The 18382-nt window shown below is 37.7% G+C and carries 18 protein-coding genes and 1 pseudogene; 18 read left to right on the top strand and 1 reads right to left on the bottom strand.

All coding sequences use genetic code 11. The annotated features are described in order from the left end of the window. Positions 1 to 66 precede the first annotated feature (66 nt). Positions 67 to 1176, top strand: coding sequence for a hypothetical protein (locus NYE70_RS14680; RefSeq protein ID WP_341046559.1), 1110 nt, complete (start codon positions 67 to 69; stop codon positions 1174 to 1176). A 371-nt stretch (positions 1177 to 1547) separates the two neighbouring features. On the opposite strand, the gene NYE70_RS14675 is transcribed toward NYE70_RS14680, so the two are convergent. Next, positions 1548 to 1916 carry a helix-turn-helix domain-containing protein gene (locus NYE70_RS14675; RefSeq protein ID WP_341046557.1) on the bottom strand — a complete coding sequence of 123 codons (369 nt, stop codon included), beginning with the start codon at positions 1914 to 1916 and terminating at the stop codon, positions 1548 to 1550. A gap of 120 nt (positions 1917 to 2036) precedes the next feature. Between NYE70_RS14675 and NYE70_RS14670 the strand changes: the two genes are divergently transcribed. From NYE70_RS14670 to NYE70_RS14590, 17 genes and pseudogenes are all read left to right on the top strand, one after another. After that, positions 2037 to 2450: a hypothetical protein gene (locus tag NYE70_RS14670; protein WP_341046555.1), complete on the top strand. Its 414-nt coding sequence runs from the start codon at positions 2037 to 2039 to the stop codon at positions 2448 to 2450. After that, positions 2380 to 2940 (top strand): DUF6042 family protein, encoded by a 561-nt coding sequence (locus NYE70_RS14665; RefSeq protein WP_341046553.1) that lies wholly within the window; start codon positions 2380 to 2382, stop codon positions 2938 to 2940. Before NYE70_RS14670 ends, NYE70_RS14665 begins: the two co-directional genes overlap by 71 nt. Positions 2941 to 3029: 89 nt before the next feature. Next, complete coding sequence (locus tag NYE70_RS14660; RefSeq protein WP_341046551.1) at positions 3030 to 3422, top strand: hypothetical protein; 393 nt, start codon at positions 3030 to 3032, stop codon at positions 3420 to 3422. Positions 3423 to 3445: 23 nt separating this feature from the next. After that, positions 3446 to 3628, top strand: a complete 183-nt coding sequence (locus tag NYE70_RS14655; RefSeq protein ID WP_127458643.1) for a hypothetical protein — start codon at positions 3446 to 3448, stop codon at positions 3626 to 3628. A 219-nt stretch (positions 3629 to 3847) separates the two neighbouring features. Beyond that, entirely contained in the window at positions 3848 to 5173 is a 1326-nt protein-coding gene (locus NYE70_RS14650; protein WP_341046546.1) for a hypothetical protein, read from the top strand. Next, entirely contained in the window at positions 5163 to 7247 is a 2085-nt protein-coding gene (locus tag NYE70_RS14645; RefSeq protein ID WP_341046544.1) for a hypothetical protein, read from the top strand. Before NYE70_RS14650 ends, NYE70_RS14645 begins: the two co-directional genes overlap by 11 nt. 5 nt (positions 7248 to 7252) lie before the next feature. Beyond that, entirely contained in the window at positions 7253 to 8896 is a 1644-nt protein-coding gene (locus NYE70_RS14640; RefSeq protein WP_341046541.1) for a hypothetical protein, read from the top strand. Continuing rightward, positions 8886 to 9650, top strand: a complete 765-nt coding sequence (locus NYE70_RS14635) for a hypothetical protein (RefSeq protein WP_341046539.1) — start codon at positions 8886 to 8888, stop codon at positions 9648 to 9650. The genes NYE70_RS14640 and NYE70_RS14635 overlap by 11 nt, the downstream gene beginning before the upstream one ends. A gap of 9 nt (positions 9651 to 9659) precedes the next feature. Further along, positions 9660 to 10721: a zinc-ribbon domain-containing protein gene (locus tag NYE70_RS14630; RefSeq protein WP_341046537.1), complete on the top strand. Its 1062-nt coding sequence runs from the start codon at positions 9660 to 9662 to the stop codon at positions 10719 to 10721. A gap of 78 nt (positions 10722 to 10799) precedes the next feature. After that, positions 10800 to 12728 carry a hypothetical protein gene (locus tag NYE70_RS14625; protein WP_341046535.1) on the top strand — a complete coding sequence of 643 codons (1929 nt, stop codon included), beginning with the start codon at positions 10800 to 10802 and terminating at the stop codon, positions 12726 to 12728. Positions 12729 to 12967: 239 nt separating this feature from the next. After that, the gene (locus tag NYE70_RS14620) at positions 12968 to 13771 is read left to right on the top strand and encodes a hypothetical protein (RefSeq protein ID WP_341046533.1); all 804 of its coding nucleotides are present in this window, start codon (positions 12968 to 12970) and stop codon (positions 13769 to 13771) included. Between the two features lie 305 nt (positions 13772 to 14076). After that, positions 14077 to 14784, top strand: coding sequence for a Crp/Fnr family transcriptional regulator (locus NYE70_RS14615; protein WP_213525152.1), 708 nt, complete (start codon positions 14077 to 14079; stop codon positions 14782 to 14784). A 138-nt stretch (positions 14785 to 14922) separates the two neighbouring features. Then, positions 14923 to 15255: a putative quinol monooxygenase gene (locus NYE70_RS14610; RefSeq protein ID WP_341046530.1), complete on the top strand. Its 333-nt coding sequence runs from the start codon at positions 14923 to 14925 to the stop codon at positions 15253 to 15255. 34 nt (positions 15256 to 15289) lie between these two features. Beyond that, positions 15290 to 15361: pseudogene (locus NYE70_RS14605) on the top strand (VOC family protein); the annotation flags it as partial. 97 nt (positions 15362 to 15458) lie between these two features. Further along, complete coding sequence (locus NYE70_RS14600; RefSeq protein WP_341046529.1) at positions 15459 to 16283, top strand: alpha/beta fold hydrolase; 825 nt, start codon at positions 15459 to 15461, stop codon at positions 16281 to 16283. Between the two features lie 104 nt (positions 16284 to 16387). Next, the gene (locus NYE70_RS14595; RefSeq protein ID WP_341046528.1) at positions 16388 to 17134 is read left to right on the top strand and encodes an SDR family NAD(P)-dependent oxidoreductase; all 747 of its coding nucleotides are present in this window, start codon (positions 16388 to 16390) and stop codon (positions 17132 to 17134) included. Positions 17135 to 17323: 189 nt separating this feature from the next. Further along, positions 17324 to 18280: an IS30 family transposase gene (locus NYE70_RS14590; RefSeq protein WP_341046527.1), complete on the top strand. Its 957-nt coding sequence runs from the start codon at positions 17324 to 17326 to the stop codon at positions 18278 to 18280. The last annotated feature ends 102 nt before the right edge of the window (positions 18281 to 18382 follow it).

Here is an 18382-nt window from a genome sequence, read left to right as displayed (position 1 = left end):
GCAAAAAGTAATATTTTTGAATAATGTCACTTGAGTGCATTATTCGCCTGGAGGAAGAGATCTCATATGGTGAAATTAGTTGAGGAATTTAGAAGTGAATTAAGACATGGAAACCATTTAGTAGTTTTGCCCTTATCTAGGGTATTGATAGAGGATTCGTTTAACATTGGGAAGTACAGGTTTTACCCAATCGGCGAAGTCGACATTAATTCCTTAAGGCCTGTACCTAACCAATTCCTAAAAATTGGTGGAAATGAAATTAACGATGATGATTGGATGATTCTAGACTTCAAAAGTGAGGAACTTCGTGAAGCTGCGACTGCAATAACCGGCGCAGGCCCTGATGTGTTTAAGACAAATCCGTTGATTGCATTCACTGTTAACAATTTAGATTGGGATGAATTTCTTGAAGCAACTACTCACGATTACGATAAAAAAATACTACGAAGCCTTACACGCGAAGCTGAGAAAGCAATGGATATATTAAAGTTTTTTCTATGCAAAGCTGATCTAATAGATACATTGCCGGGAACTGTTGGAACTTGGAATGGATCGAATGGATTTTCGAGTGCTTTACTGTTTAACATTGACGACTATGAGAGCTATATTATCGCCGGATCAGTTATTACCCATACAGTAGTTAAAGGTATCGGCTTAGAGCTAGGCTTGAATGAAATTGAACCAAATCGTGAGGCATGTGAAGCTGTACTTAGTACAAATGGTGAAGTAGGCGCAATTGTAAAAATGGCCCTAGCGATGCATACAACCTTTTTGGAAACTAACAATCCTACCACCCAATTCGTGAAGGCCATGACTTTGCTCGAATTTTTAGCATACCCGGACGATTTTGAAAAATTTGAAAAAGTAAGAAAGGAGATTACCCCTCATATCGCAAAAGATTATAACCATTACCTAAAATTGAAAGATAGGTTCAATGAACTGACGGGAAAAAAAGATGAGGCCGGTAAACACATAGGGTATCGAACAAGGATTGTTCATATTGGGGATGATATAGAAGACATATTAGGTGATGAGACAGAAGTAAATAAAGTAATGCTGGAAGTTCAGATTTATATAGGAAAAGTTATTGAGGACATGATTGAAAATCATGAAATGACATGGTCGGAATTTGAAGAATTAAGAAGGCAAAAGAAAGAACTTTTAGGTATAATTTAGAATGCAATGACCGACCTGACCGACGATGGATGTTAATTCCGAAAACAAGACCATTAAGAGTCGCATATCTGCGTTTTTTTATTTTATTTGTTCTATTCAAATACACACATCAAACTGATGAGATGCGTTTTTTTCAATTATTAGCGGCAGTCTCAGGACTTTAATTTTACGGTCCAAGACTGCTGCTGTTTTTTTATATTCCGGTCAGTCTAGTATTTAAAAAACTGGGGGCTTTCTAAGATGCAGATATTACGCCGATCAACGTAACGAGTAAGAAGTGTAAAATTTTATTTTCACTGAACATTTGTAAGAAGAAAGACGATCATATTTTATTTCTGTATGGACAGATTATCCTTAATACAATTCCGCGATTAATTATCTGACTTATTAGTCCCTTCGATCGATCTAAAAATATCCTTCGTAATTCTATGGATCATCCTCACATCATCACTTTTCTTTTCCGACAAAAACTGGTAATGAACTTCGAGAATAGCTCTCGTTTCAAATTCTGGAGAGACCGGATCAATCTCCCGAAAATCAAAAAGTTGTCCTGGCTGTATGTTAAGGGCATTCATAACCTTTTCCAATGAGTCTAAGGAAAGATTTCTTTTTCCTAGCTCAACTTCGGTCAAATATGAAGCTTGTTGTCCAGTTAGTTGGCTTAATTGATGTAACGTCAAATTTTTATTAATGCGTATGTTTCGGATTCTTTCTCCGATCAACTTTTTTAATTCAGACATCGCTAAATTACCTCCCAACTTAAGGGTAAGGTTTTTGACTAAAAAAATATATATTACTATAAGTGATAAAATTTGATATAATAACTTAAAAGTGATACCATACTGTTATTATGTCTTGGGGTGAGCGAAATGATTCCAAAAGTCAGATCAGTGGAATCGCTTATTTTGATGAATCAGACGACAGAACAATTTGCCGTTCAGTTTCGGAAAATTATCTTCCACAAGGGATCTCAGTTTTTATTGCTTCAGCAGAAAGAACAACATACGGTGATGAAAATAAAATATTGCGATAGTGGGTATAAACTTGTTGGTGCGGATAGGGAGGAGTACGAAGAACTCAGCGGTTATTTTCATGGGATAATGGTAAATTCAAGAGATTCAGAAGAAGAATATTGGGTTGTGGGGATAGGGTTCAACAAATTGGAAAATCAAGACGGTATGTCTTCTGAATTTAGAATTTCCAATGAGAAACCGCTTGATGTATTGCCTTATATTATCCAGACGGGGGCTGAATATGTGTACTTTTCAGAATGATGCTTTGAATTTTATAACTAATGGCAGGGTTACTGTAAGGGGGCTTTCGAAATTAGGGCTTATCCCTAAAGGGCAGTGTGTGATTCCTAACCAGTTTTATGAGGGAGGCTGGGGGAGATGGCTTCCTATGCCGAATATTACGTTATTGCCCTACTTTAGTGTTTCTGTAGCAAGTGGTTTTAACTGGGCAGAAACAGTCGCTTTTATGGAGAAAAAGGTCAAACCGAATACGTTTATTGACCTAGGCGATAATGGGGCAGATAAAAGGAATCATGAGGATGATGAGGTTCAGCCTTTATACGAGAGGGAGACTGAAATTGAGCAAAAATTACAGGCTAATGGACTTCTGTATCCTAAATCGATAGTTGATGTTATAGATCTCTATGTGGCTTTGGGATTGGCGTTCAAAACCGAGGACCAGCAGGGAAAGTGGAGTCTAGATATGATTATACGTCCACTTCGAAAAATTGATGAGGTGCTAATCAATTAGCACTAAATGAAATGACCGGACTGTCTTCCTGGGCGAGGGCGGTCTATTTCTATATCTGAAGGAATTCCAATGCCAAGAGGAGTGGTAAAATGACATTATTGAATGACACAGAAAAAGTGCAGTTTTTGATCGGTTTATTTGACAATCATATGGCAAAACTTCCGAACGAGAGCTCATTTAGAAACTACATCGAATCAATTCAAGGCTTCTTAAAAACCGATGATTTAATCCTTCAGAAAGCGGCAATTTCTAATAGTATTCTGTTCTTTGAAATCCTAGAACACAGTATTACCGATATTGACTTTATAGTTAGCTATTTTGAAAGGTACTTGGAAGAGCTGGAAATCGAACTAAAAGGGGATCTGCAAAATGAATTCTTGAAAGGGAAAATCAAAGGAATTCAGCATGCATTAGTGATCGCTAGAATGATGAGACATGGCCGCGGGTATCAAGGTGAAGGAATAAATATAATAATTGATTGATGCTGCAGGGGGAAGATGATTAAATGAAAATAACTCATACCCAAGCAATTGGTTATTTAATTGCAACGGTCGAAAAGGTTCACTTTCCGGAGTCAATGGATGCTGCATACGTCGTACTAACATTTGAAGAGCTGCTTAACGAACTAAGCAGTGAAGAAGCTGAAAAGATATATAGGGAAGTGTGGCTAACGCATAGTCAAGAATAATTAAGGGGGACTAAATATGGGATGTATGACAAGCCGACGAACGATGTATAAACATTATGCACGAGGGGTCATTGCTGAACTGCAGCAGATGAGTTAATTTAACGGTAGAGCAAAGAAAAGTTTTTCTTCGTCACTACAAATACTTAAAACGAATCGTAGAGCTCGAACCTGGGAGGTTCTGCTTGGATCCCTGTATTCAGAGGGAGGAAAGTGATTTATATGATAAAAAGTATCCAATTATCAGAACGCTTGATGTTTGCCCCGTATCAATACAATTGGATAGAAGAAGACGGAATAAAGCATGAATGGTCTTTAATTTCAATACAACTAGATAGAACATTGATAAGATTGACCGATTATCATAAGTATGTTGGTGCGCTTAATGGGTCTGAATACGCTTATTATAGTGATAATGACTCAGTCAGAAGAGTATGCAATTTTCTTACATATGCTCTTTTTAAACATTATGGCAGATACAAAGCAAAAAGGATTACGGATATACCGTTTCAATGCGCTGTGGATTATATAAACGAATATTCTAAGACGAAAAGTTCTAAGGGAAATTACCCAAGTATGCAATCTGTTGAAAAAGAGAGATATGCTATTTGTCACTTCATGAAGAATCTAGGAGAAAAAAGATCTGATTATAACGAGCATTATTATGTTAAAAAGGCTTTGGTGGAATCTACAAATACAAATAAATTGAAAGGTAAAAAGAGAAGCAGGGCTGTTTGGGAATATGAGTTACCGGCGAAATATTTAGGTGATTCGAGTTACGGTTTATTGAGGGATATTCCACAGAAAGCGATACCTATCCTTTTAAGAGCAGTAAAACGGGATGAACCGGAGTTGGTATTAGCCGTGTTGCTTCAGCTTTGTGCAGGGATTAGGGAAGGTGAAGTAGTTAATATTCGTAGAGCGAATAGTATGTACCCTAATGGAATCCGCTATGTGAAAGAAAACGGAAAATTCACAAGTTTTGAAGTTGATTTAACTAGAGAATATGTATTAAGAGGTGACGGAAAGAAAACTGGTAAAATAAAAATTAAACGCAAACAGACTGTCTATCCGATTTTCCTTGAAATAATACAAGAAGCATATGAAGAGCACTTGAAAATGATAAATGAAAAATACTTAGAGCCAGAGGCTCCGTTGTTTGTTAATAGTAGCACAAATGCAAAAACCGGAAAAAGAATGGCTATTTCTAAACAGTCATACTGTAAAAAGATTGTTAATATTATGCGAGGAATTGTTCTTCCTGAGCTGCTTAGATCCGATGATACTGAACTAAAAGTGTTTGGTATGATGCTTAACGAGAGTAACTGGGGGTTACACGCATTTAGGCATTGGTTTACTGTGCAGCTTGTATTAAATGGTGAAGATATAAACGGAATTGCTTTCTGGCGTGGGGATTCTTCTCTTGAAACGGCATTTGCATATTTACAAAATAAAGGGGAAATAATGCGTCTTTACCAAAAAGCGAGTGAAGAGGTCGGAAATGATATTATAAATGCTATTAATAAGGAAGACTTCTATGGATTATAAAATGATTAATGAAACTGAATGTATTTCAATAAATATATCATCGGCACATTTTGGTATATCCGCAGCAGCATTGAAGCGTAACATGAAGGCGCTGGGAATCAGTATTATCGAGTATCAGAATGTGGCTTATATATCTAAAGTGGATTTTGAAGAAGCCGACAGATTAGATAAATCAATGATTGGCTTAAAGGATGTTATAGCTGAATGCATCAGTGAAAATGAAGACATAACGGTTGATTTTACTAGTAGAGAGAGTCAAGCGAAATACAGTGAACTTCATTCGTTTTTTTCAGGGTTGAATTATTTCGGGATTAAAGTAAAACACAGACTAATCTCAAAACCATATAATCCAATAGTATTTTATATAAACAAGAACGATAAAGAACAATTTAAGAGCAATATAGTTTTAAAACTAAAATTATATAATAAAACTAAAGATGAGAAATTTAGAATTCTTCTAGAAGATGATTTTTTTAGTAGTAATCATAAAACTAAAACGGCGTTGTTAAAACTTGCAAAGGATAGCCCGCCCGATATGGAAAACGCTCTTAATGAGCTGGCAAACTTTTTAAGATCAACCTGCAAAAAAGAAATAAATCAATATAACGATGAAGAAATCTCTACATATGTGGAGTTTGCAACAGATAATATCACAAAGAATGCCAACATACTGTTCTCAAATCTTATATTCAATATAAGCCGAACGGAAAAATGCATGTTCTCCATTATTAACCAGTTCGATGCACATGTAGGTGCAGTTAAAAAAGATAATAGTGCATATGATGATGCTGTTTATTTGAAATTAGCATATATGGTTTTTAATGAAGAGTACTGGAAAGATAGGAACATGCTCAATAAAGCAGCAAATAGTAAACCTGTAGCAACAACGTGGTTGTATCATGCAATGCACTATGTTTGCGCTTGGCGTAAGGCAGATATTGTAAATAACATTCCTCATGTAACTTTAAACGTTGAGCCGGAAGAAATAATAAGAATGGTCAAAGAGCATGATTATTGTGAAGCAACTTGGATTCCATATGTTAATGAGTTAGTTGTAAGAGTTGGGTTTGAAAGTAAAAGGCCACGAAAATCAAAAAGGCGTCAGAACTCCCCTAATTTAAAGATGTATATTCCTGAAAGTTTTAGATCAACAATCGGCATGCTTCTAGCATTATGCGAAGCTCATTCTATATTAGAGGGAAAAGGAAGCCCCCTATGCTGGTACCCTAATAACGTCAAGTATGCTGTTGAATTGTTTGGAGCAGATTACAATAGTTTATTTGCCGGAAGATTAATATCAAACAGAAAAGCGAATAAGGCATATATGGAAAGAATTATGGAGAGCGGTGACAAAAATAACAACAATGGTTATTTACTGGCCGCGTACTCCAGAAGCCATAAGGGAGGTTTAGGCTCGTTACCAGAAGTAACATCTAAATATCTAAAAGCAAAGATGGACGGGTATTCTGTTGACGATATTACAAGAATTCTTTTTGAACGAGGTGTTTGTAGTTTTGTTCCATATTTACTTTGCAGTGCTTTGTATAGTAATGAATTTGAAAAAAAACATATAGACAAACAAACAGAAACCATAAAAGAGCTTGGGATGATACCACATGAAATAGAGTTGCTTTTGCAAAAAGACGAAAAAGCCGAATTAAAAGCGAAACAGACAATATCGGAAATAATTAAATACATAAATGATGAAAATGTAACAGAGATTGCGGGAAATGCACTAAAGGAAATTGCTGACGGTAAATGCCTGGGGAAGAATGAAGATGTATATTGCATTAGGAAGGCATTTGGAGAAGAATGTAACATGCCTAATAGAGAACATTGCATTGGCTGCGGGTCGGAAATGTATTTAAAAACGTTCTTGAACGATCTTCATAATGAGATAAAAGTTGATAGAATGAAATTTCAAAATGCGAAGACAAGAGCCGAAAGATTTAAATGGAAAGCGATTTTGGAAAACAAGTTGTATCCTGCTGTCTATGAAATTCTAGCGTCCATGAAGCATATCTATAAACAGGATATAACAGAGTATCAAAGACTTTTCTTGGGAGAGGATTAACGGCAATGTTAGCATTAATCACTCAAAATAGAAATATTAGCCGGCATAAAGTGGTTTCAACAATAGGCGCTGAAGAAAAAAATATTGCTTTGGAAAAATTCAAAATCTATCAAAAAGATGGTGTTATACAAACTGAATTTAACGATGATGCATGGCTGTTACATGATGAAAAGGATTCGGTTACTATAGATTTTACTTTTGATGAAGTGTATGTAAAAAAGCATATGAATCATTATTCTGTAACGGAATTCAAAGAAGTATTAAAATGCTATATTTGTTTTTGTATAGGGCAGTACATTATAGGCACTTTGCAAGAATTGGTGCATAACATTAAAGAGTTGTTATACAATACGGAATGCTTAACGAAAATCCCTACAAAGCGCTATTTATTATTTAAAACAGGAATTCAAGATTTTATTGAATTAATGCCCTTTACCTCAGAAGATATTATCCTTGAGGAAGAACGAGATAAATATAATTATGTAAAAAGAAGAGATTTAGCAGAATATCAGAGTTATTTTTTATTTGGAAGAATACTGGAGGAGTATTGGAAGAGCAATGCGACTATCGATGAAAAGATATTCTTTTACCCGATTTATTTATGGTGGAATATCACCATGATACTTCCGGTGCGAGTCACTGAGTTTACCTTAATACCAAAAGAATGTGTAGAGGTCAGAAATGGGGTCCAGTATCTTAAAATAAGAAGATCAAAAATGAAAGGCAACACAAGTAGAAATAGAAATATTACTTATAAGATAGATGAAGATTATAAGATTTATGAGTATGCAGTTTCGAATGAAATAGCAGCAATGATTTCCGATTACAAGAAACTGGTAAAGAATTATAAAGAATCAAACATAGATTCATTGTTTGTTAATGAAGTATATGTAAATGCAAGTAACCGGCTTAAAGATCATGGTTTCTTTCATACAAAACATTTTTCTAGGTTATTAGATGTTTTTTATTGTGATGTTATCGAGAAATATTATAACTATAGAGTAATTCCAAAAGATAAATTAAAAGAGACAAATATTGTTGGCGAGGCATATAAATTGAAGGTTAATGAAATAGTGAAGATTTCATTAGGTGATTCTAGACATATAGCTATGCAAAATATGCTTCTTAACGGAGCCAATATTCTTATGGCAAAAGAAATTACAGGTCACGAAAATGTAGATATGATATTTCACTATTCAGGTAACATGAAAAACCTTATAAAATGTAAGGCGTACAGCTTATTTGAGTTGTCAAAAAGAAAAGAAATTATTGTTGAATCAGTAGTAGGCAACGGCAAGGAGTTTATAATACGTGGAGGCGAATTAAAGAAATTCGTTGAAGTTGACCAAGGAAAATGCTTTTCAACATTATTTGCTCAAGGAAATTTGGGAGACTGCTATGCAGTTGCGGGTGATTGTGAAATATGCAAGCACTTTCAAGGCAATAAGAACCGAAAAGAATTGATTAAAAAACAAGAACTAAAAGTGGAAGAAAGATTAAAAAGACTTAAAAGGTGGATATCCTCTGAAAAGGAATATAGAAATACGGATGAATATGTGATTTTGAAAAGTCAATTAAAGGCGAGTGTTGAAAATTTGATAAATGCATATGTTGAAGAGCTGGGGGGAGGGGACATGCATGACAAATAAAATGGGAAGACCTAAAGCTTATGCGACAGAAGAAATAAAGAACATAATTGACTCGTATTTAGCGTATACGGGAGGTACAGTTTTCTTAAATGCCTCTAAAATTGCTAAATACGCGAATGATGAACTGGAATTGCGCAATTTCAAGTACTACGTTATTAACAGGGATCCAGAAGCAAAAGAATATTTAGAGGGTCTGAATGCGAGAATAACAGGCCTTTCTAATAAGAAAATACCAATTACAAAAACTGTATTTAAACAAATTGAAATAAACAGTTATCTTTCTATGAAGAAGGATGATTTGAAGGTTGCATTAAATAATCTTAATGTTTTGTTGGAAGATATGTCAAACGCAAATACTGAGCTTATTAAAGAAAATCTAAAATTAAAAACTCGGGTTCAAGAAAGAGATTTAGAAATTAGAAGGATGAGTAAAGAGATTGATGAAAAATATGCTGAATATCAAAAACGCGAGAAAACTTCTAAAGAAATCCTAGATGCGCAAAAACAAAAAATACACGAATTAACCAGGAAAGTGAGGCAACAAGACGATCTGACACATATCTTGTGGGATAGGGAAGCGGAAAAAATATTAAAGAAAAATGGTGTTTTTGAAGATGATGGCGTTGAACTAAGTGAAGATAGGGTAATTTCAGAAGTTGATACAGACATCTTAGGGGTGGTGAAAGATACCTTCCAAAATGTTGAAGATGATAAAATAAGTTTCGAATTAATAAATAGAATTAAAAATATATAAGGAGTTAATATGAGCTCAAGGAAGTACATAGTAAACGATTACCCAAGTATAACCAAAGAGTATAACAATGAAAAGAATGTAGTTCCTGTGGATGAAATATATGTCGGTTACCCGGTTCCTGTCTGGTGGATATGCGAAAACGGCCACGAATGGCAAGCTTTGGTTAAAAATAGAGCAGTTCGAGATCATGGATGTATATATTGTACAGGCCAGGTCCCGATAGTTGGAGAAAACGATCTTTCAACCACAGACCCCCTTTTGGCGAAAGAATGGCATCCTTCCAAAAATGGGGAATTCACGCCGCAGATTGCTATGCGCGGATCTTCTAAAAAAGTTTGGTGGGTATGTAACAATGGTCATGAATGGGAAGCCGTAATATACTCAAGGGCTAACGGAAGTGGATGCCCGTACTGTTCAGGTAGACTAGCGATTAGGGGCAAAAACGACTTAGAAACTTTACATAAGGACATAGCTTCTGAATGGCATCCGATAAAGAATGGAAAATTAAAACCTTATCAGTTTAAAGAGAAGAGTACCAAGAAAGTCTGGTGGCAGTGTAAGGAAGGCCATGAATGGAATGACAGTATATGTGAAAGGGTGAGTGATAGAAAAAAGTGTCCATTCTGTAACAACACTGTTGTCATCCCTGATAAAAACAGTTTTAAAGCATTAGAACCAGAAGCAGCGAGTTATTGGGATTATGATTCGAATGGCGATTTAAAGCCGGAAAACTTTTTTCCTCACAGCAATAAAGAGGTTAATTGGATTTGTGGGAAGCACAAATGGAATGAAAAAATTGGCTCAATGACAAAAAGAAAGGAATGCCCTTATTGCTCTGGGGCAAGAATATCAGAAGAAGATTCAGTATTCAATAAATATCCATTACTTTTAATCGAACTTGATCATGATAAAAATGTTGGAATAAATATAAATTCAATTTCAGAAGGTTCCAGCAAAATGATCTGGTGGAAATGCAAAAAAGGACATAGTTGGCTTGCTCCAACAGAACGAAGGGTAAAAGGTTCGAAATGCCCGTATTGCGCAGGGAAAAAGTCGATTTATTCTATATGATAATCTTGTAAATATTTAAATTATGACGAATAATTAGCCCTTCTTGGAATTCCGAGATGGGCTAATTATTTTTTAACATTGTTACTCTGGAAAGTATTTGCTTTTCGAAGTGAAACAAGGTATCATACAAGAAAAACATACAGTGTTTATAAAATAAACAGGCAAATAAAATATGTTAACAAAAGAAAGTGTGTGAGGGGTATGAGTGGTCAATTTGTCGGCATGTATGAAATAGCAAAAATTGCAAATGTAACAAATGCAGCCGTAACGAATTGGAGAAAGAGATATTCAGATTTCCCTAAGGCAGTCGCGGAGCTGAAGTCAGGTCCCATATTTAATGCCTGGGAGATAGATTTATGGCTAGATAGAAGAGGACAAATCACTTCGGAATCACTAAAAACTATGGGAGGGAACAATGTGTTTAAAAAAATAGTGCTTATTGGAAGGGCTAGGCTTGGGAAAAGTAGGATTGCTGCGAGGTTCACACGTTACCAGCAACTTTTTTTTAAGTATTTTGTTGGGCCTGGACGTGACTTTACAAAAGTTAATGTACGACTTGTTGTGAAAAAAAATTGCTCTGATCAGGGCAATCACATCAGATTTATTAGTCCTAACTCAACTATCAATGGCATACAAGAGAATTTTGACGAGGATGGGGTAATTAGATTTCTTGATAACATCAACAATCATAACAGTTATTCGAGAAATCATGAAAAAGCTGGAGAAAAGAAGGAGTTAGATCCTAAAGAAGATTTTATTGAAATTACTACAGAAGCAAGTGATCTTGCAATTAGCATAATGAGCGATACTGATGAAGGACTGATTGTAACAGACACTCCTGGAGTATCAGGAGATGTTGAAGGATTACAAAGTGTGAGTGACGCTGATGTTTACATATTTGTCATGAGATCGGACAATGGAAGTGAATTTACTGAATCAATAAATAAAATGTTGCCTGTACTTGCTGGCTCAAAAACCATGTTTATCTACAATATGGGGACTAGTGTAGAAGATGATACAGATTATGAGAGCATGACGCAACACGCTCAAATAGCCATGCACGATTTTTCACATGACCTGACAAAATTAAGTAGCGGATCAATTATAAGTACATCAATTGAAGTACTTAATCCAGCTGCAACTGTAATTCCTATGGGCAGTTTCAATGACAGAAGAGTCAATTTTGCAGAACAGAAATTTAATGAACAATTAATAGAATCATTAAAGAAAGTGCTGCATGAAAATCCTAACTTTCTAGCTGAACAAGATATTGCGGAGGTTCTAAATAATCCCGAATATTCTCAAGAAGAAATAGTTGAATTTATCAAAACAACACTAAGTACCTACAATGTAGCAACGCCTGTCGAAGAGCATTCCACTTATGTAGAAACCTTTTTACTTCAAAGACACGATAGAGTTAAATTCAATGATAATTTACGGACGTTAAGACTTGTAAGAGAAAACAGAGTGGAGATTCTAAAGGAGCTTTTTGAGAAATTTGATGGTTTAAAAGTGAATGAGAACCTCCCATTACCTAAGTTAATTCAAGAAGTAATCATACAATATTGTTATAAAAAACTTACTCTTGCGGTAAAGTTTGATTGTGGAATATCTCGTGGAGACCATCCGTTCGAGAGCAATCCGCCAATTACAATGTGGGCAGAGGAAGCTATTATTGCCGAAGATTTGATTAAATCTAATGCAACAACTAGTTCAAGCGCATTCTGTTCTGTGATGAAAGCAAAAGGTTATACCTCTAATTCATGGAATTATGTTCGCATTCCCAAAATTCCATATACCGGGGAGCATGAGTACTGCAATAAAAAACTTGAAGTTATTGTAGCATGTAGGTTAAACAAGCTCCCATCTAAGAATTCAAAAGAATTAATATTTAATTCATACAATTTGGCATTACTTAAACTGGGGCAGTATTCTATTTGTGATTTCGTAATTAAGTCTATTAACTCTGGTGATGATGCCTTAGACTGGGTAAAGTTTTTGAAATAAAAATAGGGGATCAGACCCAAAAGAAAAAAAGAAATAAGTAACAGGTTTACAGAACAAACAGCACGGTGGACCATACACATTATGTGGTGAATCGTGGAAGGTTGATCAAAGCTAATCGGGGAACGGAAATACAACATTTATGCGGCGGGAGTCTAGGACTTTATTTTCGGTCCGCGGCAACCGCTGTTTCATTTGATAACTAACTTCATTCGAGTTGATAGAATAAGGGGATGGTATTAGTGAAAGCTTCTTTCCGCTTATATAAAGCCCACTCTTCGAAACGATATTCATCATTTTTTGATCTTATTGATGGGGACAATGAGACCAAACAAACCAAGGGACTGGCATATACCTTTTCAAAATATCCAAATCTAGTTTTCATGTTTATTAAGTCTATCCTCCCCCCTGCAACATCGGGAGGTCTTCCTTTAAGTGAGATCGATTATGTGCAGGTTGACGCCGAAATGCTTTCGGAGGGCTATGTAAATATCCGTAGGGACATTACCCTTTCCTTCTACCGGGGGAATGTCAAGCGTTTTGTCATCGTTATGGAAGCTAAGAGTTCAAAGAAGGGACTTGTAAAGGACAATAATCTCACGTTGCAGCTATCCTCATATCTTAATCCGGCATACTTTCCAGGAGAAGAAGATATCCCAATCATAGGTATTACGATCACGAAATACCGGATGATGCACCCAATCGAGACTGGATTCATTAGTATCACATGGAATGAGATTATTAAATTGCTGAATGATTTTATGAGGTCAAAGCACAATCTTAGCATTGATTTGGGTATTGTTCGTGAGTATACAGATTTTCTGACAGGAGTGAAAAACGGGATGAACTTCTATGAGGTAGAGGTATTGTCTGTAGCGGCTGGCGAAACTCTTCAATTAACGAAGGATCACTTTATTCATGCTTGCCCTCATCATCGCAAAGGGTTTACCTATAAAACCCCGATCTATATTACATTTCGATCGGCCGGTGGCGGGGAGATGGAGTTTTTATATAAGACGGATTGTACTATGAAGTGCGACAGCTAAAAACAAAGAAGCCCATGATTCATATGTTTTATATCTCTTCCTTATAAGCGAGATACATTCGGATCTAAAATCGTATCGGTGTGTGCAAGCAAACTAACATCAAGTTTTCGTAAGTATTTGTAGGGATATAGGTTCTTATTCGTCTTTGGATTCTAAGCGAAAAGCTTTGTAATCTGGATTACAGAAGAGGAAATTATGGTGGTTTATGATGGATGTAACACTCCGCTATAGGTTATGATACACGAGGAACGATTATCGCGGAGAGTGGAGCGGTTATCGTTCGCAACATGGAAAGGAGGGGCAAAATGTTACATGATGTGGCGATGGAAAACATAACATCATTTTTGCCCAAAATAAAGATATTTGAATCGCTTCCGGCAGAAATTATCCGTGAAATCGAACAATTGGTCACAAGATCAAATACGTATAAGCTTTCAAAAAACTCTATTCTTCAGACGCCCGGTGATGAAAGGGATGGCTTGTTTTTCGTAATCGCCGGTAAACTTCGCTTATACAAAACCAATTCGGCCGGCAAACAACATACGGTCTGCATCCTAAGCGAAGGCGGCATGTTTGGCGAAGTTGAAACGTTTTCATTGGGCACAAGAGGGACTTATGTGGAGACGATAGAAGACTCGATTGTTTTTTCGATTCCGACCGAACAATTCGAACCGCTTTTAGGCAAGTATTCTGAATTGTCTTTACGATTTTTATCGGAAATAAGCAAACGCCTGCGAGATCAGGATGAATTGGTGGAAAAATTGGTTTTTAGGGATCTACGTGGTAAAGTGCTTTACTTTCTCAACCGACTATCTAAAAAGTTCGGCATAGAAGAAAATGGATACCAAAAAATCGATTTTCCCCTGACTCATCAAGAATTGGCCAATATGATCGGTGCCACAAGAGAAGCGGTATCGCTTACCCTACAAGAACTATCCAATGAAGGTATTCTCGTGACCAGCCGTAGAATGGTCATGATTCATATCGAAAAAGCGATGAAAGAACTGGCTTGATTTCGTGACCTGTATGAATTTTCCTTCGACTGTATGCTTTTCGACGTAATCTAAATTACTGTCGAATTATTCATCTAGCGTTATGATAAATGCCGTAACGGAATCACTGCATATATGAAACTTATAGGAGGAGTCAACATGTCCAATCAACAAGTTCAACTGAATATTCGATTCAAAGCTAAACCAGGGAAAAAAGAAGAATTCCGCAAGGAGCTATCTTCCCTTATTGAGGAGATGTCATCCGAGAAGGCATTCATTAGCGCCATTGTTTCGGACGATCTGGATCAGCCGGATGACTTGATCATTTATGAAACATGGCAAGGCACGAGAGATAGCTGGCTTGCGGAAGAATTTACCAAACCATACCGCAAGGATTACGAAGTAAGACTGGATGATTTAATTGTGGAAAGAAGCGTTAGCTGGTTGCAACCTAACCGTGAATGGGGAAGTCATATAACGAATGCATATTAATTTTTATAAATGAGAAATAGCATCTACAGCTGTACAAATGGGCGAAGTCACAATAGCTGTCTTCGACGATACATGCGGCAACCTTATTCAGATAATGCAGGAGTAAACTTTATTTATGGTAGAAAAAGTTATGCAATAAAGTGTTTTTATAAACAATTTAACAACAACTTTATGTTGAGACCTACTAGAAGGAGGAAAGCATCATGGCATTTTTCGAAACAAGTGACGGCGTCAAATTGTATTATCAGCAAAAAGGAGAAGGACAACCGATTGTGCTCGTCCATGGCTGGTCATCGGATCATAGAGCATTCGATCAACCATTTGAAGAATTGAGCAAAAAGTTCAATGTAGTGTCTTTTGATTTGAGAGGACATGGCGCTTCTGATCGCCCGGAGCATGGTTTGATATTGAAGAGATTCGCTTCCGATTTGGAAGAACTAATGGAGCATCTTAACTTGATGAATGTCACATTAGTTGGACACTCGATGGGGGTTTCTACGACATTCGAGTATGTAAAAAACTTCGGTGTATCCAGATTGAAGGCCGTATCGTTGTTCGACATGACACCAAAATTAGTCAATGAAGAGGATTGGAATTTAGGTCTTTATCACGGTAAATATACGCGGGAAGACTCATTGAATGATTTGACAGTGATCAATGATAGCTTGATGGAATTCGCAAAGCCTTTCTTTAAAGTGATCGTCCCATACTTGACTGGTGAAATGATGGAAGAGCAGCTCAATTTAGTAGTCAACGGCAATACCCCTCATGTATTAGCGGCAATGTGGCATGCGATGGCAGTTGGCGATTATCGTGACGTGTTACCACAAATCACTGTACCAACACAAATTGTGTATGGAGAAAAGAGTACACTTTACTCAAAAGAAACAGCGGAATACATGAAGGAACAGATTCCGAATTCTGAAGTGATTCCGTTTGAAAACTGCACGCACTTATTAGTTGCGGAAGATGTAGTAAAAACAGCAAAAGTAATTGAAGAACTTGCAAGTTCTATGGTGAATTCATAAATAATGAAGGGGTTGTCTAAAAAGTCCCTAAAATGTGTGATGACGTTGAATCTTTAACCTTTAAGGTCAAGTAGGATGCATTAATTTCATAGGAGGCTTTAGATATGGGAAAATTTGAAGGTAAGGTAGCAGTTGTCACCGGAGGAACAAGCGGAATCGGACTTACGACGGCACAACGATTCGTTTCGGAAGGAGCCTACGTATTCATTACCGGCCGTAGACAAAGCGAGCTAGACGCGGCAGTTAAATTGATCGGTGACCGGGTTACCGGCGTTCAAGGTGACATTTCTAATTTGAAGGACTTGGATAAACTGTTTGATACGGTAAAGCAGGAGAAAGGACATCTGGATATTCTATTCGCAAACGCTGGACTTGGCAGCTTTCTGCCCTTGGGTCAGATTACGGAAGAGCAATACGAAACAACCTTCAACGTGAACGTAAAGGGTACCTTGTTCACCATCCAAAAGGCTTTGCCGCTGTTTCCAAATATGACAGGAAACATCATCATAACTGGCTCGACGGCGGGTACGATCGGCGAAGCAGCGTTTAGTGTCTACGGAGGTACCAAGGCGGCTCTCCGTCAGATGGCGAGGAGCTGGATAATGGATTTGAAAGGCACAGGGATACGACTTAATGTAGTGAGCCCTGGCACGGTCCACACGCCAGCTTATAATGATCTGTTTGGCGAAGCGCTAAATCAAGTTCTTGAATCGACGAAGAATGTCGTTCCGTTAAGTCGCTTGGGCAAGACGGAGGAGATTGCCAGCGCAGTGATGTTTCTGGCCTCGGAGGAAAGCAGCTATGTGAACGGCGTCGAATTGTTCGTAGATGGCGGTATGGCTCAAGTCTGACCTTGAATCAGAAGGGATGAGTTGTCATTTAAGCAATTCCTAATAAGCCCATGTATCAAGTCAGGCAGAGGAGTCTATATAAGCTCTCTGCCTGATTTTCATACTGATTGCATTGCTTTGCCGGATGTATTCAATCAAACGAAGGTAATCAATTTGCAGGATGTGTTTCTTCTACAGGAGAACCCAAACATGAGCTACTCCCATCTTAGCATAATCGAACGAGGACAACTAGAGACGTTACATCGGCTTGGGTGGTCGACGAGAGCCATTGGCCAGCATCTTGGTCGTCATCACTCCTCCATTGCCCGAGAACTCAAGCGAGGCCGAGTAAAGGCGTGCTATGAAGCCGAGGCTGCACAAGGATCGTACCGACAAAGACGAGTGTCCTGCGTTCCAACAGGTAAGTTCACGCCAGAGCTGGCTAAGGATCTGCAGGAGCGCCTGGAGCAGACTTGGTCGCCCGAACAGATCGCAGAAAAGAGACGATGTGAAAGCCTGTCGTTCGTTTGCTTCAAGACGATCTATCGGTGGCTCTATGACGGCAAGCTAACGGTATCCGAGACGGAAGTGCTACGCCACAAAGGGAAGCGACGCAAGCCTATGGAAACACGAGGGCGTTTCCTTGTTGGCACATCCATTCATCAGCGTCCCAAAGAAGTACGCAAACGGACGACTTTCGGTCACTGGGAGCTGGATACCGTTGTGTCCAGCCGTGGACAGAGCAAGGCTTGTGCAGCTACGTTTATCGAGCGTAAAACAAGGCTCTATCTCGCTATCAAAATGCCGGATCGTACAGCACACTCCATGGAAGTCGCTTTTGGTGTAGCAGCCAGCCAATACCCGCAAGGTGCCTTTAAAACGGCTACGACAGATCGAGGAAAGGAGTTTGCTTGTTATAATGCGCTGGAAAACATCCACGACATCAAGGTTTATTTTGCAGATCCCTATTCATCTTGGCAGCGCGGTTCCAATGAGAATGCTAACGGGCTGCTACGCGAGTTCTTTCCTAAAGGACATGATTTCGCTACGGTGTCGGAAGAGGAACTAGCGAAAGCTATTCGCCTCATCAACCATCGTCCTCGTAAATGTCTAGGCTGGAAATCTGCTTACGAAGCATTCATGGACGAACTGTCGCACTTAGCTTGACAATCTGTCATAAAATTAAAGAAATTGTGGTATTAGATCCGCTTTCACCTAACCTGGAGGTAGTTCTGGACGGTATCGAAGCAGACTTTGCTGAACGAATAA

The organism is Paenibacillus sp. FSL R5-0407, assembly GCF_038009185.1.
Classification (GTDB): Bacteria; Bacillota; Bacilli; order Paenibacillales; family Paenibacillaceae; genus Fontibacillus; species Fontibacillus vini.
The sequence above is the reverse complement of the archived record's forward strand: the minus strand, read 5'-3'. Positions and strand labels throughout refer to the sequence as shown.